22 protein-coding genes, 1 pseudogene and 1 riboswitch are annotated in these 26314 nt (G+C 72.4%); of the genes and pseudogenes, 13 read left to right on the top strand and 10 right to left on the bottom strand.

Annotation, left to right across the window (positions count from 1 at the left end):
• Nucleotides 1–62 precede the first annotated feature (62 nt).
• Nucleotides 63–896, top strand: a complete 834-nt coding sequence (gene whiG / locus ACZ59A_RS13745; RefSeq protein ID WP_009714726.1) for an RNA polymerase sigma factor WhiG — start codon at nucleotides 63–65, stop codon at nucleotides 894–896.
• 103 nt (nucleotides 897–999) lie between these two features.
• Nucleotides 1000–1539 carry a TetR/AcrR family transcriptional regulator gene (locus ACZ59A_RS13750; protein WP_470957932.1) on the top strand — a complete coding sequence of 180 codons (540 nt, stop codon included), beginning with the start codon at nucleotides 1000–1002 and terminating at the stop codon, nucleotides 1537–1539.
• Nucleotides 1540–2027: 488 nt separating this feature from the next.
• Here ACZ59A_RS13750 and ACZ59A_RS13755 read toward each other — a convergent pair.
• A pseudogene (locus ACZ59A_RS13755) lies at nucleotides 2028–2483 on the bottom strand (peptidoglycan DD-metalloendopeptidase family protein); the annotation flags it as partial.
• Nucleotides 2484–2799: 316 nt separating this feature from the next.
• Here ACZ59A_RS13755 and rpsB point away from each other — a divergent pair.
• From rpsB to ACZ59A_RS13800, 9 genes are all read left to right on the top strand, one after another.
• Nucleotides 2800–3723 (top strand): 30S ribosomal protein S2, encoded by a 924-nt coding sequence (gene rpsB / locus ACZ59A_RS13760; RefSeq protein WP_470957584.1) that lies wholly within the window; start codon nucleotides 2800–2802, stop codon nucleotides 3721–3723.
• A gap of 98 nt (nucleotides 3724–3821) precedes the next feature.
• Nucleotides 3822–4658, top strand: a complete 837-nt coding sequence (gene tsf, locus ACZ59A_RS13765; RefSeq protein ID WP_470957586.1) for a translation elongation factor Ts — start codon at nucleotides 3822–3824, stop codon at nucleotides 4656–4658.
• 155 nt (nucleotides 4659–4813) lie between these two features.
• Nucleotides 4814–5593 (top strand): UMP kinase, encoded by a 780-nt coding sequence (gene pyrH, locus ACZ59A_RS13770; RefSeq protein ID WP_468042339.1) that lies wholly within the window; start codon nucleotides 4814–4816, stop codon nucleotides 5591–5593.
• A 104-nt stretch (nucleotides 5594–5697) separates the two neighbouring features.
• On the top strand, nucleotides 5698–6255 hold the full coding sequence (frr, locus tag ACZ59A_RS13775) for a ribosome recycling factor (RefSeq protein WP_358621071.1): 558 nt from the start codon (nucleotides 5698–5700) through the stop codon (nucleotides 6253–6255).
• Nucleotides 6255–7430 carry a phosphatidate cytidylyltransferase gene (locus tag ACZ59A_RS13780; RefSeq protein WP_470957590.1) on the top strand — a complete coding sequence of 392 codons (1176 nt, stop codon included), beginning with the start codon at nucleotides 6255–6257 and terminating at the stop codon, nucleotides 7428–7430. Before frr ends, ACZ59A_RS13780 begins: the two co-directional genes overlap by 1 nt.
• Nucleotides 7431–7508: 78 nt before the next feature.
• Complete coding sequence (gene rlmN, locus ACZ59A_RS13785; protein WP_470957593.1) at nucleotides 7509–8615, top strand: dual-specificity RNA methyltransferase RlmN; 1107 nt, start codon at nucleotides 7509–7511, stop codon at nucleotides 8613–8615.
• 66 nt (nucleotides 8616–8681) lie between these two features.
• Nucleotides 8682–8785: riboswitch (TPP riboswitch) on the top strand.
• Entirely contained in the window at nucleotides 8781–9854 is a 1074-nt protein-coding gene (locus ACZ59A_RS13790; RefSeq protein ID WP_470957596.1) for a thiamine ABC transporter substrate-binding protein, read from the top strand. Its footprint overlaps the riboswitch before it by 5 nt.
• Nucleotides 9855–9931: 77 nt before the next feature.
• Nucleotides 9932–11545: an ABC transporter permease gene (locus ACZ59A_RS13795; RefSeq protein WP_470957935.1), complete on the top strand. Its 1614-nt coding sequence runs from the start codon at nucleotides 9932–9934 to the stop codon at nucleotides 11543–11545.
• A gap of 16 nt (nucleotides 11546–11561) precedes the next feature.
• The gene (locus tag ACZ59A_RS13800; RefSeq protein ID WP_470957599.1) at nucleotides 11562–12590 is read left to right on the top strand and encodes an ABC transporter ATP-binding protein; all 1029 of its coding nucleotides are present in this window, start codon (nucleotides 11562–11564) and stop codon (nucleotides 12588–12590) included.
• 41 nt (nucleotides 12591–12631) lie between these two features.
• Here the strand turns inward: ACZ59A_RS13800 and ACZ59A_RS13805 are convergent, their stop codons facing one another.
• From ACZ59A_RS13805 to ACZ59A_RS13825, 5 genes are all read right to left on the bottom strand, one after another.
• On the bottom strand, nucleotides 12632–13786 hold the full coding sequence (locus ACZ59A_RS13805) for an LOG family protein (RefSeq protein WP_470957602.1): 1155 nt from the start codon (nucleotides 13784–13786) through the stop codon (nucleotides 12632–12634).
• 34 nt (nucleotides 13787–13820) lie between these two features.
• Complete coding sequence (locus ACZ59A_RS13810; RefSeq protein WP_470957605.1) at nucleotides 13821–15059, bottom strand: hypothetical protein; 1239 nt, start codon at nucleotides 15057–15059, stop codon at nucleotides 13821–13823.
• Nucleotides 15041–15769: an ABC transporter ATP-binding protein gene (locus ACZ59A_RS13815; RefSeq protein ID WP_470957608.1), complete on the bottom strand. Its 729-nt coding sequence runs from the start codon at nucleotides 15767–15769 to the stop codon at nucleotides 15041–15043. The genes ACZ59A_RS13810 and ACZ59A_RS13815 overlap by 19 nt, the downstream gene beginning before the upstream one ends.
• Nucleotides 15770–15912: 143 nt before the next feature.
• Entirely contained in the window at nucleotides 15913–17565 is a 1653-nt protein-coding gene (locus tag ACZ59A_RS13820) for a thiamine pyrophosphate-binding protein (protein WP_470957611.1), read from the bottom strand.
• 39 nt (nucleotides 17566–17604) lie between these two features.
• Entirely contained in the window at nucleotides 17605–19059 is a 1455-nt protein-coding gene (locus ACZ59A_RS13825; protein WP_470957614.1) for a sodium:solute symporter family protein, read from the bottom strand.
• 113 nt (nucleotides 19060–19172) lie between these two features.
• Here ACZ59A_RS13825 and ACZ59A_RS13830 point away from each other — a divergent pair, with 113 nt between their 5' ends.
• Nucleotides 19173–20612, top strand: coding sequence for a PucR family transcriptional regulator (locus tag ACZ59A_RS13830; protein WP_470957617.1), 1440 nt, complete (start codon nucleotides 19173–19175; stop codon nucleotides 20610–20612).
• A 392-nt stretch (nucleotides 20613–21004) separates the two neighbouring features.
• Here the strand turns inward: ACZ59A_RS13830 and ACZ59A_RS13835 are convergent, their stop codons facing one another.
• Entirely contained in the window at nucleotides 21005–22366 is a 1362-nt protein-coding gene (locus tag ACZ59A_RS13835; protein WP_468042361.1) for an aspartate aminotransferase family protein, read from the bottom strand.
• Between the two features lie 2 nt (nucleotides 22367–22368).
• Nucleotides 22369–22842, bottom strand: coding sequence for an Lrp/AsnC family transcriptional regulator (locus tag ACZ59A_RS13840; RefSeq protein WP_468042363.1), 474 nt, complete (start codon nucleotides 22840–22842; stop codon nucleotides 22369–22371).
• Nucleotides 22843–23019: 177 nt separating this feature from the next.
• Between ACZ59A_RS13840 and ACZ59A_RS13845 the strand changes: the two genes are divergently transcribed.
• On the top strand, nucleotides 23020–24471 hold the full coding sequence (locus tag ACZ59A_RS13845) for a gamma-aminobutyraldehyde dehydrogenase (protein ID WP_470957621.1): 1452 nt from the start codon (nucleotides 23020–23022) through the stop codon (nucleotides 24469–24471).
• A gap of 7 nt (nucleotides 24472–24478) precedes the next feature.
• On the opposite strand, the gene ACZ59A_RS13850 is transcribed toward ACZ59A_RS13845, so the two are convergent.
• Both ACZ59A_RS13850 and ACZ59A_RS13855 read right to left on the bottom strand, forming a co-directional pair.
• Complete coding sequence (locus ACZ59A_RS13850) at nucleotides 24479–25183, bottom strand: glycerophosphodiester phosphodiesterase (protein ID WP_470957624.1); 705 nt, start codon at nucleotides 25181–25183, stop codon at nucleotides 24479–24481.
• Nucleotides 25183–26259 (bottom strand): adenosine deaminase, encoded by a 1077-nt coding sequence (locus ACZ59A_RS13855; RefSeq protein WP_470957626.1) that lies wholly within the window; start codon nucleotides 26257–26259, stop codon nucleotides 25183–25185. Before ACZ59A_RS13855 ends, ACZ59A_RS13850 begins: the two co-directional genes overlap by 1 nt.
• Between the last annotated feature and the right edge of the window lie 55 nt (nucleotides 26260–26314).

The raw sequence follows: 26314 nt of genomic DNA on the forward strand, positions 1-26314 counted from the left end.
AAGGTTTCCGGTGGAAGCGTACGTCCTCACCCATGTCATGGCAGAACGGCTCAAGGCGACGAATGCCCCAGCACATCTCCGGGTCTGACCGCGCGGCGCCGCCCGCTGCCCGCGGCGCGGTGCGCCCCGCGGCGCCGTCCTCGCTGGACGAGCTGTGGCGGTCGTACAAAGCCACGGGCGACGGGCGGCTGCGGGAGCAGCTGATCCTGCACTACTCGCCACTGGTGAAATACGTGGCCGGGCGGGTCAGCGTCGGGTTGCCCTCCAATGTCGAGCAGGCCGACTTCGTCTCGTCCGGAGTCTTCGGACTCATCGACGCCATCGAGAAGTTCGACCCCGAGCGCGCCATCAAGTTCGAGACCTACGCCATCACCCGCATCCGTGGTGCGATGATCGACGAGCTGAGGGCGCTGGACTGGATCCCGCGCTCGGTCCGCCAGAAGGCCAGGGCGGTCGAGCGGGCGTACGCCACGCTGGAGGCGGCGCTGCGGCGCACCCCCACCGAGGTCGAGGTCGCCGCCGAGATGGACATCAGCGTCGACGAACTGCACGGGGTATTCAGCCAGTTGTCGCTCGCCAACGTGGTCGCCCTGGAGGAGCTGCTGCACGTCGGCGGCGAGGGCGGCGACCGGCTCAGCCTCATGGACACCCTGGAGGACACCGCCGCGGACAATCCGGTCGAGGTGGCCGAGGACCGGGAGCTGCGCCGACTGCTCGCCCGGGCCATCAACACCCTTCCTGAGCGGGAGAAGACCGTGGTCACGCTCTACTACTACGAAGGGCTCACCCTCGCCGAGATCGGCCAGGTCCTCGGGGTCACCGAGAGCCGGGTCAGCCAGATCCACACCAAGTCCGTGCTCCAGCTGCGCGCGAAACTCGCCGACGTCGGACGCTGAATCGTCTCGTTGGTATCGCCACCACCGTGACGTCACCGTGACGTCTCCGTACAGTGGTGACGTGCCCAGGATTCGAGCGGCCTCAGTGGCCGAGCACCGGACGATGCAGCGCGGCGCCTTGCTGGAGGCCGCCCGCTCCTTGCTGTCCGAGGGCGGTACGGAGGCGTTGACCTTCCCCGCACTCGCCGAGCGCACGGGCCTCGCCCGCTCGTCCGTCTACGAGTACTTCCGTTCCCGCGCGGCCGTGGTCGAGGAGTTGTGCGCCGTCGACTTCCCGGTCTGGGCCGCCGAGGTCGAGGCCGCCATGGAGGAGGCCGGTACGCCCGAGGCGAAGGTCGAGGCGTATGTGCGCCGACAGCTCGCCCTGGTCGGCGACCGCCGCCACCGCGCCGTGGTGGCGATCTCGGCCGGTGAGCTGGACGCGGCCGCGCGCGAGAAGATCCGCGCCGCCCACGGCGGGCTGATCGGCATGGTGGTCGACGCCCTCGGCGCGCTCGGCCATCAGCAGCCCCGACTGGCCGCGGTGCTGCTGCAGGGCGTCGTGGACGCCGCGGTCCGCCGCATCGAGCTCGGCGCCGCGGAGGACCCTGGGCACATCACGGAGGCGGCGGTAGCCATGGCCCTGGACGGCGTCCGAGGCTGACCCCACGGCCCGGTGCGGATCCCCGGGCCCTGGGGGGTGAGCCTGCGGATCCCCGCAGATCCCTGTTGCTCCCTGCGGTGCCCGGGCTCCTTGCGGCCCCACGGCTTTGTGGACCGGTGCGGCCGCGCGGACCACGTACCGCCAGGGTTCTTGCGATCCCTGGCTCTCGCGCCCCTGCGGCCACCGCGGTCTGCCCGGCGCTGCCCCGTCGCTCCGGTTCGCTTCGGGCGGCGTCGGACCGGGGTGGTCCCGTGCCTACCGGGGTGCCGGGCGCGCAGGCGGTGTCCGGACCAGGCGGCCGCGGCCGCCAGGGCCGTGGCCGCAGCCAGGTTCGGTGGGCCGGTGGCGGCCGTCAGGCGGGGGTGTGTTCCGGCCAGTGGAGCTGACGCCGCGGACCCCTCGGCGGCCGGGACGCCGAAGACCGGCAGCAGCCGGGACGGCCCGCCCCGCAGCATCGACCGCGGTAGCAGCGACAGCGGATCCAGATAGCGGTCCCCGCGCCGCAGCCCCCAGTGCAGACAGCCCACCGGGCAGTGGAACGGGCCCGCCTCCACCACTCCCACCACCTGTCCCGCCGCCACCCGCGCGCCTCTGGCCACCGTGGCCCGCACCGGTTCGTAGGACGTCCGCAGCGGAGGGGCGCCGGTCCCGGACAGCTCGATGGTGAGCACCCCGCGCCCCGCGACAGGCCCCGCGAAACTCACCCGCCCCGCGGCCGCCGCCCGCACCCGCTGCCCCGCGCGCGCCGCCAGATCGACCCCGCGGTGGCCCGCCGCCCACGGCGCGGGCGGCGGCCGCCACGCCCTCAGCACCGAGGGCCGCGCCGCCCCCTCCGGCCCGGCCACCGGCCATGACCGGCCATCGGAACCCGCGGCCGCCACCGCGGCCGGTGCCAGGAGAAGAGCGCACAGGGCAAGAGCCCACACCACACCAAGCCGTCGCATGTCACCCACGGTGATGCCAATCGCCACATCCGGTGGATCATGGACGCGAACTGGGGACTACCCACGGGTTGTGGATATCGCCGTCACCCGGCACCGCACGGGTCCCGTACACTTCTTATGGCGATCCGGGTCACCGGATTGACTTCGCACGCCCCGCCGCCCGCGCCCCGAGCACGTATCGGCAGCACGGCGGCCGCGCCCCTCGGTCCTCGGACGAGCCCCCTACCAGGGCCCTCGTTCGTGGCAGGCGCGCCGGGGCGTCAGGAGCGGCGGCCGCCCGGCCGCCGTGGAACCGAGTACCTCAAGGAGTACGGCCATGGCCGTCGTCACGATGCGGGAGCTGCTGGAGAGCGGCGTCCACTTCGGGCACCAGACCCGCCGCTGGAACCCGAAGATGAAGCGCTTCATCTTCACCGAGCGCAACGGCATCTACATCATCGACCTGCTCCAGTCGCTGTCGTACATCGACCGCGCCTACGAGTTCGTCAAGGAGACCGTCGCTCACGGCGGCTCCATCATGTTCGTCGGCACCAAGAAGCAGGCGCAGGAGGCGATCGCCGAGCAGGCGACCCGCGTCGGTATGCCGTATGTCAACCAGCGCTGGCTGGGCGGCATGCTGACCAACTTCTCGACTGTCTACAAGCGCCTGCAGCGCCTGAAGGAGCTCGAGCAGATCGACTTCGAGGATGTGGCCGCCTCGGGCCTCACCAAGAAGGAGCTCCTGGTCCTCTCCCGCGAGAAGGCCAAGCTGGAGAAGACCCTCGGCGGTATCCGCGAGATGCAGAAGGTGCCGAGCGCCGTCTGGATCGTGGACACCAAGAAGGAGCACATCGCCGTCGGTGAGGCGCGCAAGCTCCGCATCCCGGTGGTCGCGATCCTCGACACCAACTGCGACCCCGACGAGGTCGACTACAAGATCCCGGGCAACGACGACGCGATCCGCTCCGTCACGCTGCTCACCCGCGTGATCGCCGACGCCGTCGCCGAGGGCCTCATCGCCCGCTCCGGCGTCGCCACCGGCGACGAGAAGGCCGACAAGGGCGCGGGCGAGCCGCTGGCCGAGTGGGAGCGCGACCTGCTCGAGGGCGAGAAGAAGGCCGACGAGCCCGAGGCCAAGCCGGCCGAGGCCGTTGAGGAGAAGGCGGCCGACGCCGAGAAGCCCGCCGAGGCCGAGGCCGAGAAGCCGGCCGAGGACGCGAAGCCCGCCGAGGTCCCGGCAGCGGACGCCGAGCAGGCCTGACCACTCAGACGGTGTACAACGGCGGGGGACGGTGCGACGGCACCGCCCCCGTCGTTCACCCGTAGAGCTTTCGACTTTCGAGAAGAGATTCACAGATCATGGCGAACTTCACCGCCGCTGACGTCAAGAAGCTCCGCGAGCTCACCGGCGCCGGCATGATGGACTGCAAGAAGGCGCTGGACGAGTCCGAGGGCAGCGTCGACAAGGCCGTCGAGATCCTCCGCGTCAAGGGCCAGAAGGGCGTGGCCAAGCGCGAGAGCCGCAGCGCCGAGAACGGTGCTGTCATCTCCGTCATCGCCGACGACAACACCTCGGGCGTGCTGCTCGAGCTGAAGTGCGAGACCGACTTCGTGGCCAAGGGCGACAAGTTCGTGGCCGTCGCCGACGCCATCGCCGCCCACGTCGCCAAGAGCGCCCCGGCCGACCTGGAGGCCCTGCTCGCCTCCGAGATCGAGGCCGGTAAGACCGTCCAGGCGTTCGTGGACGAGGCCAACGCGACCCTCGGCGAGAAGGTCGTCCTCGACCGTTTCGCGCAGTTCTCCGGCGGCTACGTCGCCGCGTACATGCACCGCACCAACCCCGACCTGCCGCCGCAGGTCGGCGTGCTGGTCGAGCTGGACAAGGAGAACGCCGAGGTCGCGCGGGACATCGCGCAGCACGTCGCCGCCTTCGCGCCGAAGTTCCTGAGCCGTGACGAGATCTCGGCCGAGACGGTCGACAACGAGCGTCGCGTCGCCGAGGCCACCGCTCGCGAGGAGGGCAAGCCCGAGGCCGCCCTACCGAAGATCATCGAGGGGCGCGTCACCGGCTTCTTCAAGGAGAACGTCCTGGTGGAACAGGCGTTCGCCAAGGACAACAAGAAGTCCGTCCAGAAGGTCCTGGACGAGGCCGGCGTCTCTCTGACCCGCTTCGCCCGTTTCCGCGTCGGCGTCTGAGCCGAGCAGCGAAACACCGGCGACACCGATAGGGTCGTAGGCAGCCAACCGTCAACCGGTCGGCCGCAGATGTGACGAGGAGGCCATTGCCGCAGAGGTCGTACCAGGACCCGTCCGGCAGTGGCCTTCTTCGTATGTGCACGAGGAGATCTCCAATGAATCATGGCGCGGACGCCGAACAGGCCGCCGACAAGAACGCGGACGGCACAGCCCGACACGGCCGTTTCCTGCTGAAGCTGTCCGGCGAGGCGTTCGCCGGGGGCGGTGGACTCGGGGTCGATCCCGATGTCGTCCACGCCATCGCCCGCGAGGTCGCCGCCGTGGTGCGGGACGGCGCCGAGATCGCCATCGTGATCGGCGGTGGCAACTTCTTCCGCGGGGCCGAGCTGCAGCAGCGCGGCATGGACCGGGCGCGCTCGGACTACATGGGCATGCTCGGCACCGTCATGAACTGCCTCGCCCTCCAGGACTTCCTGGAGAAGGAGGGCATCGACTCCCGCGTCCAGACCGCCATCACCATGGGCCAGGTCGCGGAGCCGTACATCCCGCTGCGCGCGGTGCGCCACCTGGAGAAGGGGCGCGTGGTGATCTTCGGCGCGGGCATGGGCATGCCGTACTTCTCCACGGACACCACCGCCGCCCAGCGCGCCCTGGAGATCGACGCCGAGGCGCTGCTCATGGGCAAGAACGGGGTGGACGGGGTCTATGACTCCGACCCCAAGCGGAACCCGGACGCGGTCAAGTTCGACGCGCTGGAGTACGGCGAGGTGATCACCCGGGACCTCAAGGTCGCCGACGCCACCGCGATCACCCTCTGCCGGGACAACAAGCTGCCGATCCTGGTTTTCGAGCTCACCGCCGAAGGAAATATCGCGCGCGCGGTGAAGGGTGAGAAGATCGGCACGCTCGTGAGCGACCGGGACTCACGGGGCTGACGGCTCGTTCGGGGGATGGACAACGGCCTGCCGGTCGGACACCGTGCAGGAGAAGACGCACGCAGGGGCGAGGCTCTGCCTACGCATAACACCAGGAGCAAGTGGTGATCGAAGAAATCCTCCTCGAGGCCGAGGAGAAGATGGAGAAGGCCGTTGTGGTCGCCAAGGAGGACTTCGCCGCGATCCGCACCGGGCGTGCGCACCCGGCGATGTTCAACAAGATCGTGGCGGACTACTACGGTGCGCTGACGCCGATCAACCAGCTCGCGTCGTTCTCGGTGCCCGAGCCGCGCATGGCTGTGATCACCCCGTTCGACAAGAGCGCCCTGCGCAACATCGAGCAGGCGATCCGCGACTCCGACCTGGGCGTCAACCCCAGCAATGACGGCAACATCATCCGAGTGGTGTTCCCCGAGCTGACCGAGCAGCGCCGCAAGGAGTTCATCAAGGTCGCCAAGGCCAAGGGCGAGGACGCGAAGATCTCGATCCGCAGCATCCGCCGCAAGGCCAAGGAGTCGATCGACAAGCTGATCAAGGACGGCGAGGTCGGCGAGGACGAGGGCCGCCGTGCCGAGAAGGAGCTCGACGACCTCACCGCGAAGTACGTCGCGCAGGTGGATGAGCTGCTCAAGCACAAGGAAGCCGAGCTGCTCGAGGTCTGATGAACGACTCTTCCTGGGGGGCCCCACCACGCGCCGGACTCTGGGGACCGACTGATCAGGGCACCTCCCCCGGCTATGGCTGGGAGGTGCCCCCTTCTTCGGCGGGTCCCGCGCACGAGGTGGCCGAAGCGGCGCAGACTCGCCCCATGCCCACCGTGCCGCACGCAGGCGGCGACCCCGGCGACGCCGTCGGCCGCGACCGGGGGGCCGCCCGGCCGGGCGGCCCCTTGTTCCGCGATGAGCGGGAACCGCGGCCCGGGCCCCGGCAGCCCTCCGGGCAGCCGCCGACGCCCCCCGGCCCCGGCTCCGAGGCCACCGGCAGCGCGCCCGGCAGCGGCGGCGGTCAGGGGACGAAGAAGAAGAGCGCGGGCCGTGATCTGCGCGCCGCGATAGGGGTGGGCGTCGGCCTCGGCGTGATCATCGTCGCCTCGCTCTTCATCTACAAGCCGGTGTTCATCGGCGTGATAGCGGTCGCCGTGGTCGTCGGGCTGTGGGAGCTGACCTCCCGGCTCGCCGAGCGGAAGGACATCCGGGTTCCCCTGGTGCCGCTCGCCGTCGGTGGCGTCGCCATGGTCGTCGCGGGCTATGTGCGCGGCGCACAGGGCGCCTGGGTGGCGGTGTCGCTCACGGCGCTCGCCGTGCTCGTGTGGCGGATGACCGAACCGCCCGACAACTACCTCAGAGATGTCACCGCGGGCGTCTTCGCCGCCTTCTACGTGCCGTTCCTCGCCACCTTCGTGGCGCTCATACTGGCCGCGCCCGACGGCCCGTGGCGGGTGCTGACCTTCCTGCTGCTGACCGTGGTGAGCGACACCGGGGCGTACGCGGTGGGCTGGCGCTTCGGCAAGCATCCGCTCGCCCCCCGCATCAGCCCCGGCAAGACCCGCGAGGGGCTGCTCGGCGCGGTGGCGTTCGCGATGGTCGTGGGGGCGCTGTGCATGCAGTACCTGATCGAGGACGGCGTGTGGTGGCAGGGGCTGCTGCTCGGCCTCGCCGTCGCGGTCAGCGCGACCCTGGGGGACCTCGGCGAATCCATGATCAAGCGTGACCTCGGCATCAAGGACATGGGCAAGCTGCTGCCCGGCCACGGCGGGATCATGGACCGGCTCGACTCGCTGCTGCCCACCGCCCCCGTGGTGTGGCTGCTGCTGGTGATCTTCGTGGGCGGCGGCTGAGCCCCGTACGCGCACCTTGTGGGCCCCGCGCCGCCCGTGGCGCGGGGCCTTCCGCATGTCTGCGACACTGGTACGGCCATGCCTAAGCCCGGAGAACTCACTTTCGCCGTGCCGCGTGGGGCCAAGAAGCCCCCGCGGCATCTCGCCGACCTCACGCCCGCCGAGCGTCGCGAGGCTGTCGCCGCCCTCGGAGAGAAGCCCTTCCGGGCCAACCAGGTGTCGCGTCACTACTTCGCCCGCTACACCGACGACCCCGCCCAGTGGACCGACATCCCGGCCACCGCGCGCGAGAAGCTCGCGGCCGGGCTGCTGCCGGACCTGATGAGCGTGGTGCGGCACATCAGCTGCGACGACGACACCACGCGTAAGACCCTGTGGCGCCTCTTCGACGGCACGCTCGTCGAGTCCGTGCTGATGCGCTACCCGGACCGGGTCACCATGTGCATCAGCTCCCAGGCGGGCTGCGGCATGAACTGTCCGTTCTGCGCCACCGGCCAGGCGGGGCTGGACCGCAACCTGTCCACCGCCGAGATCGTGCACCAGATCGTCGACGGGATGCGGGCGCTGCGGGACGGCGAGATCCCCGGTGGTCCGGCCCGGCTGTCCAACATCGTCTTCATGGGCATGGGCGAGCCGCTGGCCAACTACAACCGGGTCATCGGTGCCATCCGTCGGCTCACCGACCCCGAGCCGGACGGCCTCGGCCTGTCCCAGCGCGGTATCACCGTCTCGACCGTGGGGCTCGTCCCGGCGATGCTGCGGTTCGCCGACGAGGGCTTCAAGTGCCGTCTCGCGGTGTCCCTGCACGCGCCCGACGACGAGCTGCGCGACACCCTCGTCCCGGTCAACACCCGCTGGAAGGTGCGCGAGGTCCTGGACGCGGCGTGGGAGTACGCGGAGAAGTCCGGTCGCCGGATCTCCATCGAGTACGCGCTGATCAGGGACATCAACGACCAGGCGTGGCGCGCCGACCTGCTCGGGCGGCTGCTCAAGGGCCGCCGGGTGCACGTCAATCTCATCCCGCTCAACCCGACGCCCGGCTCCAAGTGGACGGCGTCCCGGCCCGAGGACGAGAAGGCGTTCGTGGCGGCCCTGGAGGCGCACGGGGTGCCGGTGACCGTCCGGGACACCCGCGGGCAGGAGATCGACGGGGCGTGCGGCCAGTTGGCGGCCACGGAGCGCTGACCACCGGCTGATACGGTGCCTTCGCACAAACCGTCGTACAACCATCCCGCGACGACGGACAAATGAACATTCCGACAGGGGAGCGCGACAGCGCTGAGAGTGCGGCACGGCCGCAGACCCTCCAACCTGATCCGGGTCATACCGGCGTAGGGAGTCAGCCTCACGATGAACAGCCATCTTCGGCGTGCCGTCACCGCCGCTCTCGTCGGTTCCCTCGGCACCGGAGTCCTGGCGGGCTGCGGTGGGGACGCGGCGGACGGCAAGGACTCCAAGACCGTCACCCTGGTCTCGCACGACTCGTTCGCGGCGTCCAAGGCGGTCCTCAAGGAGTTCACCCGTCAGACCGGCTACAAGGTGCGGGTGCAGGCGGGCGGTGACGCGGGGGCGGCCGTCAACCAGGCGATCCTGTCCAAGGGCCATCCGCAGGGCGATGTGTTCTTCGGCGTCGACAACACCCTCCTCTCCCGCGCGCTCGACAACGACCTGTTCACGCCGTACGAGGCGAAGGGCCTGGCCAAGGTCCCCGCGGCCTTCCAGCTCGACCGGGCGAAGCACCGCGTCACCCCGGTCGACTACGGCGACATCTGCGTCAACTACGACCGCGCCTACTTCGAGCGCAAGAAGCTCGCGCCGCCGAAGACGTTCGCCGATCTGACCAAGCCCGCGTATAAGAACCTGCTGGTCACCGAGAACGCCGCCACCTCGTCCCCCGGCCTCGCCTTCCTCCTCGGCACCGCCGCCCGCTACGGCGACCACGGCTGGCGGGACTACTGGAAGAAGCTGCGGGCCAACGGCGTCGAGGTGGTCGACGGCTGGGAGCAGGCCTACTACGACCGCTTCTCCGGCTCGGCGGGCGGCGCCAAGGGCGACAGGCCGCTCGTCGTCTCGTATGCCTCCAGCCCGCCCGCCGAGGTGGCGGACGCGAAGGCGAAGCCCGCGAAGGCCCCGACCGGGGTGGCGGACGGCACCTGCTTCCGGCAGACGGAATTCGCCGGGCTGCTGAAGGGCGCGGGCAACACCAAGGGGGGCAAGGCGCTGCTGGACTTCCTGCTGACCAAGCGCTTCCAGGAGGACGTACCGCTGAACATGTACGTCAATCCGGTGCGCGAGGACGCCGAACTGCCGGAGGTCTTCACCCGGTACGGGACCAAGGTCGCCGACTCGGCCACCCTGCCCCCGCGGAAGATCGCCAAGAACCGTGAACCCTGGGTCAAGGCATGGTCCTCGCTCGTTCTGTAGAGGCCACGGCAGAGGCCACGGCAGACGCCACGGCCCGCCGCGGCCGGTGGCGGGGCGCCGCCCCGCGGCTCGCCCTGATGGCCGTGCCGCTCGCCTTCTTCGCCGTCTTCTTCGCGTATCCGGTGGCCGCGATCGTCACCCGCGGGCTGCGCGTCGACGGCCGGTGGCAGCTGGGGCGGATACCCGAGGTGCTGGGCGATCCGTCCATCCTGCACATCCTGTGGTTCACCGGCTGGCAGGCGGCCGCCTCGACCGGGCTGACGCTGGCGGTCGCGCTGCCCGGCGCGTATGTCTTCGCCCGCTTCGCCTTCCCCGGCAAGGGGCTGCTGCGCGCCGTGGTGACCGTGCCGTTCGTACTGCCGACCGTCGTCGCCGGATCGGCGTTCCTGGGGCTGCTCGGGCGCGGCGGGCTGCTGGACGAACGGTGGGGGATACGGCTCGACACCAGCGTCTGGGCGATCCTGCTGGCCCACGTCTTCTTCAACTACGCGGTGGTGGTCCGCACCGTCGGCGGGCTGTGGGCGCAGCTCGACCCGCGCCAGGAGGAGGCCGCCCGGGTGCTCGGCGCGAGCCGCCTCGCGGCCTGGCGCCGGGTCACCCTGCCCGCGCTGGGCCCCGCCGTGGCCGCCGCCGCGCTGATGGTGTTCCTGTTCACCTTCACCTCCTTCGGCGTGATCCAGATCCTCGGCGGCCCGCGCTACGCCACCCTGGAGGTGGCCATCTACCGGCAGACCGCGCAGCTGCTCGACCTGCCCACGGCCGCGGTGCTGACCCTCGTCCAGTTCGCGGCGGTGGCGGCAGTCCTCGCCCTGCACGCCCGGACCGTGCGCCGCCGGGAGGGCGCGCTGCGGCTCGTCGACGCCGCCCGGACCGCGCGCCGCCCCCAGGGTCCGGCGCAGTGGGGGCTGCTCGCGGGGGTGCTGGCGGTCGTCGCGCTGCTGATCGTGCTGCCGCTCGCGGTGCTGGTGGAGCGCTCGCTGCATGGGCCGGACGGCTACGGATTCACGTACTACCGGGCGCTTCAGTCCGCCGCCGACAGCGGCGGCACCTTCTTCGTGGCCCCCGTGGACGCCCTCGGCAACTCGCTCCAGTACGCGGCCGTCGCCACCGTCTTCGCCCTTCTCGTCGGCGGGCTCGCCGCCGCCGCGCTCACCCGGAGGGCCGGGCGGCTCGTCCGCGGCTTCGACGCGCTGCTGATGCTGCCGCTGGGCACCTCCGCCGTCACCGTCGGCTTCGGCTTCCTCATCGCGCTCGACGAACCCCCGCTGGACCTGCGCTCCTCCTGGGTCATCGTCCCGCTCGCGCAGGCCCTGGTGGGCGTGCCCTTCGTCGTGCGCACCCTGCTGCCCGTCCTGCGGGCCGTGGACCACCGGCTGCGGGAGGCCGCCGCCGTGCTGGGCGCCTCCCCGCTGCGCGCCTGGCGCGAGGTGGACCTGCCGCTGGTGGGGCGGGCGCTGGCGGTCGCGGCGGGGTTCGCGTTCGCCGTATCGCTCGGCGAGTTCGGGGCCACGGTGTTCATCGCCCGCCCCGACCTGCTCACGCTCCCGGTGGCCGTCGCGCGCTTCCTGGGCCGCGCGGGGCAGCTCAACTACGGGCAGGCGATGGCGCTGAGCACGATCCTGATGCTGGTGTGCGCCTGCTCCCTGCTGGCCCTTGAGCGCATCCGCACCGACCGCTCGGGGGAGTTCTGAAATGGGGGAGAGCTGGATGACGCTGCTGCGACTGGACGAGGTGACGGTCCGGTACGGCCGCCGCGACGCGCTCGACGCCGTCGACCTGGACGTCGCCGAGCACGAGACCGTGTGTGTGCTGGGCCCCAGCGGCAGCGGCAAGTCCACCCTGCTGCGCGTGGTGGCCGGACTCCAGCGCGCCGCCTCCGGCCGGGTGTGGCTCGGAGGCCGCGACCAGAGCGGCATACCCACCCACCGGCGCGGGGTGGGGCTGATGTTCCAGGACCATCAGCTCTTCCCGCAGCGCGACGTGGGCGGCAACGTCGCCTTCGGGCTGCGGATGCGGGGGGCCGGGCGCGCGGAGGCGGACCGCCGGGTCGCCGAACTGCTGGAGCTGGTCGGGCTGCCCGGCGCGCAGCGGCGGCCCGTCGACTCGCTGTCCGGCGGTGAGCAGCAGCGCGTCGCGCTCGCCCGCGCGCTGGCGCCGCGGCCGCGGCTGCTGATGCTGGACGAGCCGCTGGGCCAGCTCGACCGCGGGCTGCGGGAGCGGCTGGTCATGGAGCTGCGGGAGCTGTTCGCCCGGCTGGGCACCACGGTTCTCGCGGTCACCCACGACCAGGGCGAGGCGTTCGCGCTCGCCGACCGGGTGGTGGTCATGGAGGACGGCCGGATCGCGCAGTCCGGCACCCCGCTGGAGGTGTGGCAGCAGCCCGCGAACGAGTTCGTCGCCCGCTTCCTCGGCTTCGACAACGTGGTCGAGGCGACCGTGCACGGCGAGATCGCCGACACCGTGTGGGGCAAGCTGCCGGTGCCGCCCGGCTCCCGGACGGGACCGGCCAGGCTGCTCGTCCGCCCGGCCGGGGTACGGCTCACGGCCCCCGCGGACGGGCTGCCCTGCACGGTCGCGGCCCGCACGTTCCGCGGCGACCATGTGGCGGTCGTCCTCCAGCCGTCCGACGGCCCCCGCCTGGAGGCGTCCTGTGCGCTGCGGGACGCCCCGGAGGCGGGGGACCGGGTCGGGGCGGCCTTCGACGCCGCGGATGTGGTGGTGCTCGGCGCGTCCTAGCGCGGCACGCTGTAGCGCGCGCCGTACGGAAGTCCGGCTCGTCAGGCGGACGCGCGGCCCGTCATCGAGGCGAGGGCGTCCGGGGCCTCGTCCACCGAGTCCACCAGCGCGATGCGGGCCTTCATCGGCCGCCCCTCCGCGAGCGCTTCGAGCAGCGGCCAGGCCGGAAGGCGGCGGGTCCAGTGGTCGCGGTCCACGAGCACCATCGGGGTCGGCTCGCCGCGCGACTCGTAGTAGTTGGGCGTGGCGTTGTCGAAGATCTCCTGAAGTGTTCCGGCGGCGCCGGGCAGGAAGACGACGCCCGCGTTCGAGCGGGCCAGCAGCCCGTCCTCGCGGGTCGCGTTGGCGAAGTACTTGGCGAGGTGCGAGGCGAACGCGTTCGGCGGCTCGTGCCCGTAGAACCAGGTCGGTATCCCCACCGACGCGCCGCCGTCCGGCCACCGCTCCCGCACCGCGAACGCGGCCCCGGCCCAGGCGCCGACCGAGGGGCGGAACGAGGGCGTCCGGGCGAGGAGTTCCAGCGCCTCCTTCAGCGCCGCGTCCGGAAGCGGTGCCGTGTACGCGCCCAGGTTGGCGGCCTCCATCGCGCCCGGGCCGCCGCCCGTCGCGACCGTCAGCCCGGACCGCGCCAGCGCCTGTCCGAGCCGGGCGGCGCCCGCGTACCCCTCGGAGCCGCGCTCCAGCGCGTGCCCGCCCATCACGCCCACCACCCGGGTGCCGGTGAGCAGTTCGTCCAGCGCGTCGGAGACCGCGTCGTCGTGGATCGAGCGCAGCATCGAGGAGAAGATGTCGCCGTCCGCCTTGGTCCGCTGGAACCAGGCGTACGCGAGGGCGTCCGGCGTGCCCGCGTACCCGTCCGCCCCGTCGTCCAGGCCCTCGAACAGCTCGGCCGCGGTATAGAGGGTGCCGCGGTACGGGTCGAAGGGCAGGTCCGGCACGGGCGGGAAGACCAGCGCCCCCCGCGCCCGTACCCGCGCGGCGGCCTCCGGCTCCATCGGACAGCCCAGGAAGACCGCCCGTTCGGTGTCGGTGGACAGCAGCGCGGACGTACGGGACGTCAGATCGACGGACTGGACCCGGTATCCGGCCAGGGTGCCACGGGCGACGACCTGGTCGAACTCCTCCAGGGACTCGATCTCGATGTCGGGTGCGGTGGGCGCTTCGGGCGCGGTGGTGTCTGCGTCATCGGTCTGCACGGCGTCATGCTAATCACATCGAACGCCGGTGCGGTCAGCGATGGGTGAACGGCATCGTCGTCAACTGGGCCACGGCCCACGCCACCGGCGCCAGTACGAGCAGCAGGACCGCGCCGCGCAGCGCGGCTGCGCCCCGCAGCAGCCGGGCCGACGCGCCGAGGCGCAGCAGGGCGGCCGTGGTGCGCCGGCGCGCGCTCCGCGCCTCCAGCGCCGCCGTGAGCACCGTGGTGAACGCGCACATCAGGACCAGGGCCGCGCCCAGGTCGGTGAGTGGGCCGAAGGACTGCGCGCCGGAGTGCACGGCGTGACCGTGGGCCGCCCCGTGCAGCCGCAGCGCCCCGTACAGCCCGGACGCGACCGCGCACAGCACTCCCACCGGACGCCCGATCAGCCCCGCCTCCTGCTGCAGCATGCGCCCCGCCAGCAGTCGCAGCGGGCCCGGCCGTCCCATGGCCAGCACCCGGCCGCAGCCGTGCACGAGCCCGGGCCCGGCCAGCACCAGACCGGCCACCGTCAGCATCCAGCCGCCCACCACCTCGGGCATGCCGCCGCCGAACCCCCCGGACACCAGGGCGCCGGGGGACGGATGCGCGCCGCGCCCCGCGTACGCCTCCAGTGCGAGCCCCGCCGCGGTCAGCGCGACGCCCCACGGCAGGGCGGACGCGGCGCGGTGGGGCGGCGGGGTGAGCGGGCCGGTCGCCACGGTGGGGAGCGCGGGCCGTGACGTACGGGCCGCGGCCCCCGCTCCCGGCCCCCGGGGCCACAGCCCCGCCGTGCTCGCCGCGCCCGCCACCACCGGTACGACGGCCACCAGCGTGACCGCCCCGGCCAGCGGCAACGGCCGCTCCCCGCCGAGGGCGCCGCCCGCCGCGCCGCTGCCCGCCCACAGCAGCCACGAGCCGCCCACATCGCCGCGCAGATGAAGGAAGGCCAGCAGGGCGAGGGCGCTCCCGGCCGCGCAGGCCGTCGCCGTCGCGACGCCCGCCAGCAGCGCCAGCCGGGCCGGGCCGAGCCCGGCCGCCGCGAACCCCGCCCCCGGGCGGGTGCTGGGGTCGGCACGGGCGACCGACATGGCCAGCTGCACGGTCGCGGCCAGCGGCACGACGCACCACAGCAGCCGCGCGAGCGCCCCGTCGGCGTCGGCCGGGTGGCTCGCCGCGAATCCCAGGGCGGACAGCAGCAGAAAGCTCGCGCCCGCCGCCGCGACGGCCACCAGCGACCGGCGCAGCAGGACCAGCGGATGCGAGCCGCGGGCTAGGCGGAGGCTGAGCACGCCGCGATGCCCTCCGCGTCGGGGAACGCCGCCGGGTCCACCAGGCGGCCGTCCAGCAGCGTCACGGTGCGGTCGGCGAGCGTGGCCACCTCGGGGTCCTGGGTGGCGAGCACGACGGTGATGCCGTGGGTGCGCGCCGCCGTGGTGAGCGCGCGCAGCACCTGGGCGCGGTCGGCGCGGTGCAGCGGCGCGGTGGGCTCGTCCGCGAACAGCACACTGGGCGTGGGGGCCAGCGCCCGCGCGATGGCGACCCGCTGGCGCTGCGACTGCAGCAGCGCGCCGGGGCGCGCCCCGGCGCACTCGGCGACGTCGAGCCGCTCCAGCCACTCGTACGCCACGCTCTTCGCCGCCCGCCGCCCGGTGCCGCGCAGCATCAGCGGCAGCGCGGCGTTCTCCCATCCGGTCAGCTCGGGCACGAGCTGCGGTTCGGTGTCGATCCAGCCGAAGTGGTCGCGCCACAGCCGCTCGCGGCTCAGCGGGGTGAGGGAGTGCACGGGGGTGTCGTGGAACCACACCTCTCCGTGATCCGGGACGAACTGTCCCGACAGACACTTCAGCAGCGTGGTCTTCCCGCAGCCGCGGGGGCCGGTCACCGCCAGGATCTCGCCCTCGCGGGCGCCGACGGAGACACTGGCGAGGGCGGGCGAGCCGTCATGGGCGTACGACAGGGTGCCTGCCCGGAGCACGTCGTTGTCCGGCGGAGCCACCATCCAGAGCACCTCGCCTTACCTGCGATCGTCCCGCTCCCCCGACGGGGTGAACGAGGCCGGAGCCAATGGGTCACTGGCACGGTAAGGACTCCCGCCGGGGCCCGTGCCTGAGGCTCGGCCGGGCGCGGGCCCAGTTCCTCCGATCAGCCCTCGTCCGCGGTGCGGTCGGTGTGGGTGGGGGCGAACATGCGCAGGCGGGCGGGGAGCACGACGACCGAGGGGCCCGGGGCGGCCAGCGCCGCCGCCAGGTCGGTGCGCAGCCGGTCGGGTGCGGTCGTCACGGCCGGTACGCCGAAGGACTCGGCGAGCGCGGCGAAGTCCGGGCGGGCCAGCTCGGTGGCCGTCGCCTCGCCGAACGCGTCCGTCATGTACTCGCGCAGGATCCCGTAGCCGCCGTCGTCCACGATCAGCCAGGTCACCGGCAGGTCGTACTGGCGGGCGGTGGCGAGTTCGGCGATCGAGTACATGGCCCCGCCGTCGCCCGACACGGCCAGCACCGGCCGCGTGCGGTCCGCGGCGGCGGCCCCGAGGGCGGCCGGGAAGCCGTAGCCGAGGCCGCCCGCGCCCTGTGCGGAGTGCATCGCGCCCGCGCGCGGGTCGAACGCGGACCAGGCCCAGTACGCGAGGATCGTCATGTCCCAGAAACTGGGCGCGTCGTCGGGCAGGGCCTCCCGTACGGCGCCCAGGACCCGCTGCTCCAGGTCCAGGTCCTGGGCCGCGATCCGTTGCCGTACGCGGGCCAGCAGGGCGGCCGCGGTCTCGGCGCCGGTTTTTTCCGGGCGGGGGGTGACGGCGGCGGCCAGGGCGGTCAGGGCGGGTTTCGCGTCGGCGTGGACGGCGAGGGCCGGGTGGTTGGATTCCAGCTTGCCGAGGTCGGCCTCGATCTGGACGACCTGACCTCGGGGCCGGAACGTGTGGTAGTTGGACGAGAGTTCGCCGAGCCCCGAGCCGACCACGAGCAGGACGTCCGCGTCCTGAAGGAGGTCGGTCGTGTGCCGGTCCTCCAGCCAGGACTGGAGGGAGAGGGGATGGTCCCAGGGGAACGCGCCCTTCCCGCCGAACGTCGTGGCCACGGGGGCGTCCAGGCGCTCGGCCAGCGCGCGCAGTTCCTCGCACGCCCCCGCGCGGACGACCCCGCCTCCGGCGAGGATCACGGGGCGTTCCGCCGTGCTCAGCAGCTGCGCGGCCCGCTCCACGAGTTCGGGGCGGGGCGGCAGCGGGCGCGGTGCGGCGGCGTCCGCCAGCGAGGTCACGGGGGGTACGGAGGTGGGGGCGAGCAGCACGTCCTGCGGTATCTCCAGCCACACCGGGCCCGCCGGTGCCTCCAGGGCGGAGGCCCAGGCGGCGGCGAGGGCGGACGGGATCTGGGAGGCCGAGCGGACCGTGTGGACGGACTTGACGATGTCGCGGAACGACGCCTTCTGGTCGACCAGTTCATGCAGATATCCCTTGCGGCCGCCGCCGAGCCCCGGGGTCGGCACCTGGCTGCCGATCCCCAGCACCGGCGCGGACGCCGCGGCCGACTCCTGCAGGGCGGCCAGGGTCATGAGCGCGCCGGGGCCGGTGGACACCAGCAGCGGGGCGACGGAGCCGGTGACGCGGGCGAAGGCGTCGGCCGCGAACCCCGCGTTGTTCTCCACGCGCAGCCCCACGTAGTCGAGGCCGGAGCGGCGCAGCGCGTCGAAGGCGCCGAGCGCGTGCTGTCCGGGGAGCCCGAAGACGGTGGTCGCGCCGAGCGCGGTGAGGGATTCGACGACGAGATCGCCGCCGTGGCGCTCGCGCTGTGCCGTGCGCATGGGGGTGCCCTTTCCTGGTGGTGCGGGTGGGGGGTGGGGTTACGCGTTGGCCGGGGCGGGGTCGGCCTCGGGTGCCGGGGCGCCGCTCAGGCGGCGGTGCCAGGCGTCCAGGACCGCCGCGTCCGTCGGCCTGGTGGACAGGCTCACCGCCACGTACGCCACGAGTGAGGCCAGCAGGCCGAGGTAGATGGGCTCGCTGGCGAGAATGCCCTTCCAGAACATCAGCCCGATCACCGTCAGCCCGCCCACGGCCACCGAGGCCAGCGCCCCCGCACCCGTGCCGCGCTTCCACAGGAGGCCGCCCAGGATCGGCACCAGAAGCCCGCCGACGAGCAGGTTGTAGGCGACGGTCAGCGCCTCGACGACGTTGTTCAGCGCGATCGAGATGCCGACCACTGTGAGGCCCATGATGAGGATGAAGAGGCGGTTGCCCGCGACCTCGTCGTGCGAGGCGTTGGCGGGGCGGCCCCGCAGGCGGGCCCAGATGTCGTTGTTCGCGACCGTGGCGCAGGCGATGAGCGCGCCGGAGGAGGTCGACATCACCGCCGACAGGGCCGCGGCCAGGACCAGCCCCTTGACGCCGATGGGAAGGGCGTCCTTGACGATGGTCGCGAACGCGTCGTCGGGGGAGCCGAGGTGGGGGTAGAGGACCTTCGCCGCCGTACCGATGACGGCTCCGGCGACCGCGTACGCCAGACAGTAAGTACCGGCCGCGGTGCCGGCGTGGCGGGCGACCTTGTCGTCGCGGGCGGTGAAGACGCGTTGCCAGATGTCCTGGCCGATCAGCATGCCGAACGAGTAGATGAGCACATAGGTGAAGACCGTCTCGGCGCCGATGCCCATGGGAGAGAAGTAGCTGTCCGGCAGCTCGGCCTTCATCGCGGCGAAGCCGCCCGCCTTGACGACGGCGATCGGGAGCAGGAGGAGGAGCACGCCGACGGTCTTCACGACGAACTGCACCATGTCGGTGAGCGTGATCGACCACATGCCGCCGAGCGTGGAGTAGCAGATCACGATGGCCCCGCCGAGCACGATCGCCACGACCCGGTCGAGACCGAAGATCACGTCGAAGATGGTCGCGTACGCGATGGTCGAGGTGACCGCGAGCATGAGGGTGTACGCCCACATGACGATGCCCGAGATCAGCCCGGAGGTCCCGCCGTAGCGCAGGTCGAGCATCTGGCTGACCGTGTAGACCTTGAGGCGGGCTATGCGCGCCGAGAAGAAGACGGACAGGGCGAGCAGGCCGAAGCCGATGGCGAGGACCATCCAGGCGCCCGAGAGCCCGTACTGGTAGCCGAGGCCCACGCCGCCGATGGTGGAGGCGCCGCCCAGGACGATCGCGGCCATCGTTCCGGAGTACATGGCGGGCCCCAGGCGGCGGCCCGCCACCAGGAAGTCGCTGGTGGAGGTGGTGCGACGCATTCCCCACCAGCCGAGCGCGAGCATGCCCGCGAGATAGACGACGATCACCGTGTAGTCGACAGCGGTCATGGCGGGGCTCCTCATCAGGGGCGATGGCGGTGACCGAGACCTTAGGTGTCGCCGGAGGAGCCGGGAAGTGTACGTTTCCTCCACTCGTGGTTCCCGGGATGGAGGAAATGGCCATGCCGCCGACCGTGCCCGTACCGCTGGCCGTCCTGCTGGACCACCCCGGCCTGGGGCTGCGACAGGTCGCCGGGCCGCGCGGGGAGGCGCCGGTGTACCTGGTGCACACGAGCGAGATGGAGGACCCCGTTCCGTATCTGCTGGGTGGTGAACTGCTGCTCAGCGCCGGGGTGCACGGTTCGGCGGCGACGGACGCGTACTGGGACCGCTATGTGGCCCGTACGGTCGAGGCGGGCGCCACGGCGCTCGGGTTCGGCATCGCCCCGGTGCACCAGGAGGTGCCGCGGGCGCTGGCCGAGGCATGCGACCGGCACGGGCTGCCGCTGGTGGAAGTGCCGCGCGAGACCACCTTCACGGCCGTCGCGAGCGCCGTGTGGGACGCGATGGCCGAGCGTCGGCACCAGGAGCTGCGGCGGATCACGGAGGTGCAGCAGTCGCTCGCGGCCGCCGCCGCCCGGCCCCATCCGGTACCCGCCGTGCTGCGCCAACTGGCCCGGCACCTGGGCGGGTGGGCGGTGCTGTACGGGCCGGACGGCGCGGAGCTGGCGGCGGCGGGCCCCCGGCCGCCCGAGGAGGCGCGCGCGGCGCTCGGCTCGCTGGCCGCCCGGCTGCGGACGGGGCCCGCCTCGGCCGCGGGCACGGCGGAGGGGGCGTCCTTGAGCGCGTACGGCCTGGGCGGGCCGGAACGGCCGCTCGCCCTGGGGGTGTGCGCGCCGCGCCGCGACGCGACGGAGACCGCGGTGGTGGGGGTCGCCATGGTGCTGCTCGCGCTCCTGACGGGGCCGCGCACGGCCGACGCCGGGGCCGAGCGCACGGCGCTGGTGCGGCTGCTGCTGGGCGCCGAACCGGCCGATGTCGCCGGGCTGTTGAGCGGCGCGGACGTGTGGACCGTGGTACGCGGGCGGCGTCGCGGCCGGGGCGGCGACGACGCGCTGCTGGCCGCGGCGGCGCTCGCCGCCGGGCTCGGCACGCCGCTGGTCGACCTGGACGGGGACGAACTGCGCGCCCTGGTCCCGGGGGAGGCGGAGGTACGGGCGCAGCCCGGCTGGACGCTGGGCGCCGCGGCGCCGGTGCCCGCCGACGCGCTGGCGCGCGGCGCCGCCGACGCGGCCCGCGCGCTGCGCCGGGCGGTCGCGGAGCGGCTGCCGGTGGTGCGGCACGCTCCGGGGCGGGGCGGGGTAGCCTCCCTGGTCGACCCGGCCGAGGCGGCGGAACTGTGCCGGACCCGGCTGGCGCCGCTGGACGACGCGCCCGCGCTGCGCGAGACGCTGCGGACGTGGCTGTCGCTGCACGGCAGTTGGGACCGTACGGCGGTGGCGCTGGACATCCACCGCAACACGGTCCGCCAGCGCATCGCCCGCGCCGCGGCCCTGCTGGAGGCGGATATGGGCGACGCGGACGTGCGGATGGAGCTGTGGTTCGCCCTCAAGTGGCGGTGAACCCCGCCGAGCAGCAGCCCGGCGCCCCGCCCGCGCCCTCCCGTACCCGACGCCAAGCCCACCGCCGAGCGCGCGCCCGCGAGCGGTAGCCCCCTGTTGTGGGGCGCGGGGGCGGCACTCGCGCCTGGAGCGCCCCGGCTATGGGGGCCAGCGGCGGAACCCGCGCCAGTGGGCCCGCCGGGCCCCGAACGCAGCCCCGGGCGCCGGGGCGCGCGCCTTCGGGGCGCGGCGCGATGCGCCCGCGAACGGTGGCCCGGCGTCCGGGCCACCGGGTGCGAGGCGCTGCCCGACCCCGGGCTCGGGGCCCGGCGTTCCCCGCGCTCGGGGTCCAGGGGCGGAGCCCCTGGGTTCGGGAAGGGGCGGGGTGGGGAAGAAGCCCCCCCCGTGCCAGGTCAGAGCTTTGTCCACGCCTCCGTGAGCACGCCCCTGAGCACCTGCTCGATCTCGTCGAACAGCGCCTGGTCCGCGATCAGCGGCGGGGCCAGCTGGACGACCGGGTCGCCGCGGTCGTCGGCGCGGCAGTAGAGCCCGTTGTCGTACAGCGCCTTGGAGAGGTAGCCGTACAGGACGCGCTCGGTCTCCTCCGCGTCGAAGGACTCCTTCGTGGCCTTGTCCTTCACCAGCTCGATGCCGTAGAAGAAGCCGTTCCCCCGGACGTCGCCGACGATCGGCAGGTCGTGCAGCCGCTCCAGCGTCGACCGGAACGCCCCCTCGGTGTCCAGCACGTGCTGGTTCAGCCCCTCGCGCTCGAAGATGTCGAGGTTGGTGAGGGCCACCGCGGCCGAGACGGGGTGGCCGCCGAAGGTGTAGCCGTGCAGGAAGGTGTTGTCGCCCTCGTAGAACGGCTCGGCGAGCCGGTCGGAGACGAGGCACGCGCCGATCGGGGAGTAGCCGGAGGTCATGCCCTTGGCGCAGGTGATCATGTCCGGGACGTAGCCGAACTTGTCGCAGGCGAACATCGTGCCCAGCCGCCCGAACGCGCAGATGACCTCGTCCGAGACGAGCAGGACGTCGTACCGGTCGCAGATCTCGCGCACCCGCCGGAAGTACCCGGGCGGCGGCGGGAAGCAGCCGCCCGCGTTCTGCACCGGCTCCAAGAAGACCGCGGCGACGGTGTCCGGGCCCTCGAAGAGGATCTGCTGCTCGATCTGGTCGGCGCACCAGCGGCCGTACGCCTCGGGGTCGTCGCCGTATATCGGCGCCCGGTAGATGTTGGTGTTGGGCACCTTGTGCGCGCCGGGGACCAGCGGCTCGAAGGGGGCCTTGAGCCCGGGCAGGCCGGTGATCGACAGGGCGCCCTGCGGGGTGCCGTGGTAGGCGACGGCCCGCGATATGACTTTGTACTTGGTGGGCTTGCCGGTGAGCTTGAAGTACTGCTTGGCCAGCTTCCAGGCGGTCTCGACCGCCTCGCCGCCGCCGGTGGTGAAGAAGACCTTGTTGAGGTCGCCCGGCGCGTAACCGGCAAGTCGTTCGGCCAGCTCGACGGCCTTGGGGTGGGCGTAGCTCCACACCGGGAAGAAGGCCAGCTCCTGCGCCTGCTTGTACGCGGTCTCCGCGAGTTCGGCGCGCCCGTGCCCGGCCTGCACCACGAACAGCCCGGCGAGGCCGTCGATGTAGCGCTTGCCCTTGTCGTCGTAGATGTACGTGCCCTCGCCGCGCACGATCGTCGGCACGGGGGCGTTCTCGTACGACGACATGCGGGTGAAGTGCATCCACAGGTGGTCGTACGCCGTCTTGGAGAGGTCCGCGCTCATGGCTATCTCGTTCCCCAGGTGTAGGTCTGCTTGCGGAGCTTGAGGTAGACGAAGCTCTCGGTGGAGCGCACGCCGGGCAGCGTGCGGATCCGCTTGTTGATCGTTTCAAGGAGATGGTCGTCGTCCTCGCAGACGATCTCGATGAGGAGATCGAAGGAGCCCGCGGTCACGACCACGTACTCGACCTCTTCCATGGCGGTCAGCGCGTCCGCGACCGGGTCGAGATCGCCCTCGACGTTGACTCCGACCATCGCCTGGCGCCGGAACCCCACGGTGAGCGGGTCGGTGACGGCGACGATCTGCATCGCGCCCTGGTCGAGCAGCTTCTGCACGCGCTGCCGTACGGCCGCCTCGGACAGGCCCACGGCCTTGCCGATGGCGGCGTAGGGCCGTCGGCCGTCCTCCTGGAGCTGCTCGATGATCGCCAGGGATACGGAGTCGATCGACGGCGTGCCGTTCTTGTCAGGTGTGGCCACGACGCTCACTGTGCACGAGCCTCGACTGTCTGGCAACCCTCGACCGATGAATTCCGTTGTTCGAAGGGCGTCAGATCACTGATTCCGTTGTTCTGGTGTGGCGGGTATGTTGAAAACGTCGTCCTCGCGACTAGGGTGGTGTCTCACCCATCGGACAGCTGACAGGAGGGGTGGCACGTGACCACCGAGCTGCGTCGTTTGCGCAACTACATCGACGGTGAGTTCCGGGACGCCGCGGACGGGCGCACCACGGAGGTGGTCAACCCGGCCACGGGCGCGCCCTACGCCACGGCGCCGCTGTCGGGAGCGGCGGACGTGGACGCGGCGATGAAGGCGGCCGCGGCCGCCTTCCCCGCCTGGCGGGACCTGGTCCCCGGCGAGCGGCAGAAGGCCCTGCTGAAGATCGCCGACGCCTTCGAGGCGCGCGCGGAGGAGCTGATCGCGGCCGAGTCGGAGAACACCGGCAAGCCGCTCGCGCTCACGCGGTCGGAGGAGATCCCGCCGATGATCGACCAGATCCGGTTCTTCGCGGGCGCGGCACGGATGCTGGAGGGCCGCTCGGCCGGTGAGTACATGGAGGGGCTGACCTCGATCATCCGCCGCGAGCCCATCGGGGTGTGCGCGCAGGTCGCGCCGTGGAACTACCCGATGATGATGGCCGTGTGGAAGTTCGCACCGGCGCTGGCGGCGGGCAACACCGTCGTCATCAAGCCCTCCGACACCACCCCGGCCTCCACCGTGCTCTTCGCCGAGATCATCGGCGGGGTGCTGGCGGAACTGGGCCATCCGCAGGGCGTCTTCAACGTCATCTGCGGCGACCGCGACACCGGGCGGCTGATGGTCGAGCACGACGTGCCCGCCATGGCGTCCATCACCGGCTCGGTGCGGGCCGGTATGCAGGTCGCGGAGAGCGCGTCGAAGGACCTCAAGCGGGTCCATCTGGAGCTGGGCGGCAAGGCGCCGGTCGTGGTCTTCGAGGACAGCGACATCGCCAAGGCCGTCGAGGACATCTCGGTCGCGGGCTTCTTCAACGCGGGCCAGGACTGTACGGCGGCCACCCGCGTGCTCGTCCACGAGTCGATCCACGACGAGTTCGTGACCGCCCTGGCCAAGGCCGCCGCGGACACCAAGACCGGCGCCCCGGACGACGAGGACGTGCTGTTCGGCCCGCTCAACAACGCCAACCAGCTGGCTCAGGTCACCGGCTTCATCGAGCGGCTGCCCGCGCACGCCAAGGTCGAGGCGGGCGGCCACCGGGTGGGGGAGAAGGGCTACTTCTACGCGCCCACCGTGGTCTCCGGGCTCAAGCAGGACGACGAGATCGTCCAGCACGAGGTCTTCGGCCCCGTCATCACCGTCCAGTCGTTCTCCGACGAGGCTCAGGCGGTCCAGTACGCCAACGGCGTGGAGTACGCGCTCGCCTCGTCGGTGTGGACCAAGGACCACGGCCGCGCGATGCGGATGTCCAAGGCCCTGGACTTCGGCTGCGTCTGGATCAACACCCATATCCCGCTGGTCGCGGAGATGCCGCACGGTGGATTCAAGAAGTCCGGCTACGGCAAGGACCTGTCGGCGTACGGCTTCGAGGACTACACCCGCATCAAGCACGTGATGACGTCGCTGGACTGATACTCCTTCAGGAGATCGTGGGTCGGCGGCCGCCGACCAGGGCGCAGAGGGTGCCGATGCGGTTGGTGGTGATCGCGTCGGCACCCGCGCGCAGCAGCCGCGCCATCGAGCGGCGGGTGTCGGCGGTCCACGCGGAGACCAGCAGGCCGTCGGCGTGGGCGCGTTCGACGAGGCCGGGAGAGACCAGGCCGAAGCGGTAGTTGAGCCAGCGCGGCCGCAGATCGGCCAGCAGGGCCGGCCGGGGCGGCGCCAGAGTGGTCCAGGTCAGGGAGATCTCGGCGCCGGGCTCCGCGCGGCGCACCCGGCGCAGCGCGGACAGCTCGCCGCAGTAGTACACCCGGTCCGCGGCCCCGGCCTCGCGCACCTCGGCGACGGCCGCGAGGGCGGCCGACGCGTCGGGCAGGTCGATCAGCAGCCGGGCCGGGCCGGTCGCGGCGAGCGCGTCGCGCAGCGTGGGTATGCCCCCGCCGGACAGCTGCCGTACCTCCTCGGCGGTCAGCGTGGACAGCGGCCGGTCGTGGCCCCACAGCCGCTTGAGGGTGGCGTCGTGCAGGAGCACCGGGACGCCGTCGCGGGTCACCCGGACGTCGATCTCCACGGCGCCCGCCCCGGCGCGTATCGCCGAGCCGACGGACGCCAGGGTGTTCTCGCGGTGGGCGTACGGGTCGCCGCGGTGGCCGACCGGGACGAAGGCCGTGCCCGCCGCCGTCATCAAGCCGCGACCGCCGTGTAGGCGTCGATCTCGGCGGCCAGCCGCGCCTTGCCCGGCGCGTCGAGGAAGGACGCCTCGACGGCGTTCTTCGCGAGGGCCGCGACGCCCGCCGCGTCCAGGTCGAGCAGCCGGGCGGCGACCGCGTACTCGGTGTTGAGGTCGGTGCCGAACATCGGCGGGTCGTCGCTGTTGATGGTGACGAACACCCCGGCCTCGACCATCTGCTTGAGGGGGTGTTCGTCGAGGGTGGCGACCGCGCGGGTGGCGATGTTGGAGGTCGGGCAGACCTCCAGCGGAATGCGGTGCTCCGCGAGATGGGCGAGCAGCTTCGGGTCCTGGACGGCGCTGGTGCCGTGGCCGATCCGCTCGGCGCGCAGCTCGGTGAGGGCGTCCCAGACCGTCTGCGGTCCGGTCGTCTCGCCCGCGTGCGGAACGCTGTGCAGCCCGGCGGCGATGGCGCGGTCGAAGTACGGCTTGAACTGCGGGCGCGGCACGCCGATCTCGGGCCCTCCGAGGCCGAACGAGACCAGTCCGTCGGGCTGCAGGTCGCAGGCGATGCGCGCCGTCTCCTCGGCGGACGGCAGCCCGGCCTCGCCGGGGATGTCGAAGCACCAGCGCAGCACGGTGCCGAACTCGGCCTCGGCGGCCTTGCGGGCGTCCTCGATCGCCTCGGTGAACGCGGCGTCCGGGATGCCGCGCCGGGTCGAGCTGTACGGGGTGACGGTCAGCTCGGCGTAGCGGATGTTCTGCCGGGCCATGTCGCGGGCGATCTCGAAGGTGAGCAGCCGCACGTCCTCGGCGTCGCGGATGAGGTCCACCACGGAGAGGTAGACGTCGATGAAGTGCGCGAAGTCACGGAAGACGAAGTAGTCGGCCAGCGCCTCCGGATCGGTGGGCACCCTGGAGTCCGGATGGCGCGCGGCCAGCTCCGCCACGATGCGCGGGGACGCGGAGCCGACGTGGTGGACATGCAGCTCCGCCTTGGGCAGTCCGGCGATGAAGGCGGTGAGATCGGTCAACGAAAACCTCCGGGTGACGGCCGCCGTCGGCGGGCTCCGGTCATCGTAGATGTGCATGCGCGGGGCCCTGTTCGCAGGCCGTAGCATGGGCGGACATCGCTGTGGGGGAGAT

This window comes from Streptomyces sp. NPDC040405 (assembly GCF_055595765.1).

Coding starts and splice junctions, on each gene's coding strand:
- rpsB (WP_470957584.1), top strand. CDS start 2,800: ATGGCCGTCGTCACGATGCGGGAGCTGCTGGAGAGCGGCGTCCACTTC.
- ACZ59A_RS13825 (WP_470957614.1), bottom strand. CDS start 19,059: ATGACCGCTGTCGACTACACGGTGATCGTCGTCTATCTCGCGGGCATG.
- ACZ59A_RS13855 (WP_470957626.1), bottom strand. CDS start 26,259: ATGCACATCTACGATGACCGGAGCCCGCCGACGGCGGCCGTCACCCGG.
- ACZ59A_RS13835 (WP_468042361.1), bottom strand. CDS start 22,366: ATGAGCGCGGACCTCTCCAAGACGGCGTACGACCACCTGTGGATGCAC.
- rlmN (WP_470957593.1), top strand. CDS start 7,509: ATGCCTAAGCCCGGAGAACTCACTTTCGCCGTGCCGCGTGGGGCCAAG.
- ACZ59A_RS13830 (WP_470957617.1), top strand. CDS start 19,173: ATGCCGCCGACCGTGCCCGTACCGCTGGCCGTCCTGCTGGACCACCCC.
- ACZ59A_RS13780 (WP_470957590.1), top strand. CDS start 6,255: ATGAACGACTCTTCCTGGGGGGCCCCACCACGCGCCGGACTCTGGGGA.
- ACZ59A_RS13795 (WP_470957935.1), top strand. CDS start 9,932: ATGGCCGTGCCGCTCGCCTTCTTCGCCGTCTTCTTCGCGTATCCGGTG.
- ACZ59A_RS13820 (WP_470957611.1), bottom strand. CDS start 17,565: ATGCGCACGGCACAGCGCGAGCGCCACGGCGGCGATCTCGTCGTCGAA.
- pyrH (WP_468042339.1), top strand. CDS start 4,814: ATGAATCATGGCGCGGACGCCGAACAGGCCGCCGACAAGAACGCGGAC.
- ACZ59A_RS13815 (WP_470957608.1), bottom strand. CDS start 15,769: ATGGTGGCTCCGCCGGACAACGACGTGCTCCGGGCAGGCACCCTGTCG.
- whiG (WP_009714726.1), top strand. CDS start 63: ATGCCCCAGCACATCTCCGGGTCTGACCGCGCGGCGCCGCCCGCTGCC.
- ACZ59A_RS13800 (WP_470957599.1), top strand. CDS start 11,562: ATGACGCTGCTGCGACTGGACGAGGTGACGGTCCGGTACGGCCGCCGC.
- ACZ59A_RS13850 (WP_470957624.1), bottom strand. CDS start 25,183: ATGACGGCGGCGGGCACGGCCTTCGTCCCGGTCGGCCACCGCGGCGAC.
- ACZ59A_RS13750 (WP_470957932.1), top strand. CDS start 1,000: ATGCAGCGCGGCGCCTTGCTGGAGGCCGCCCGCTCCTTGCTGTCCGAG.
- ACZ59A_RS13790 (WP_470957596.1), top strand. CDS start 8,781: ATGAACAGCCATCTTCGGCGTGCCGTCACCGCCGCTCTCGTCGGTTCC.
- tsf (WP_470957586.1), top strand. CDS start 3,822: ATGGCGAACTTCACCGCCGCTGACGTCAAGAAGCTCCGCGAGCTCACC.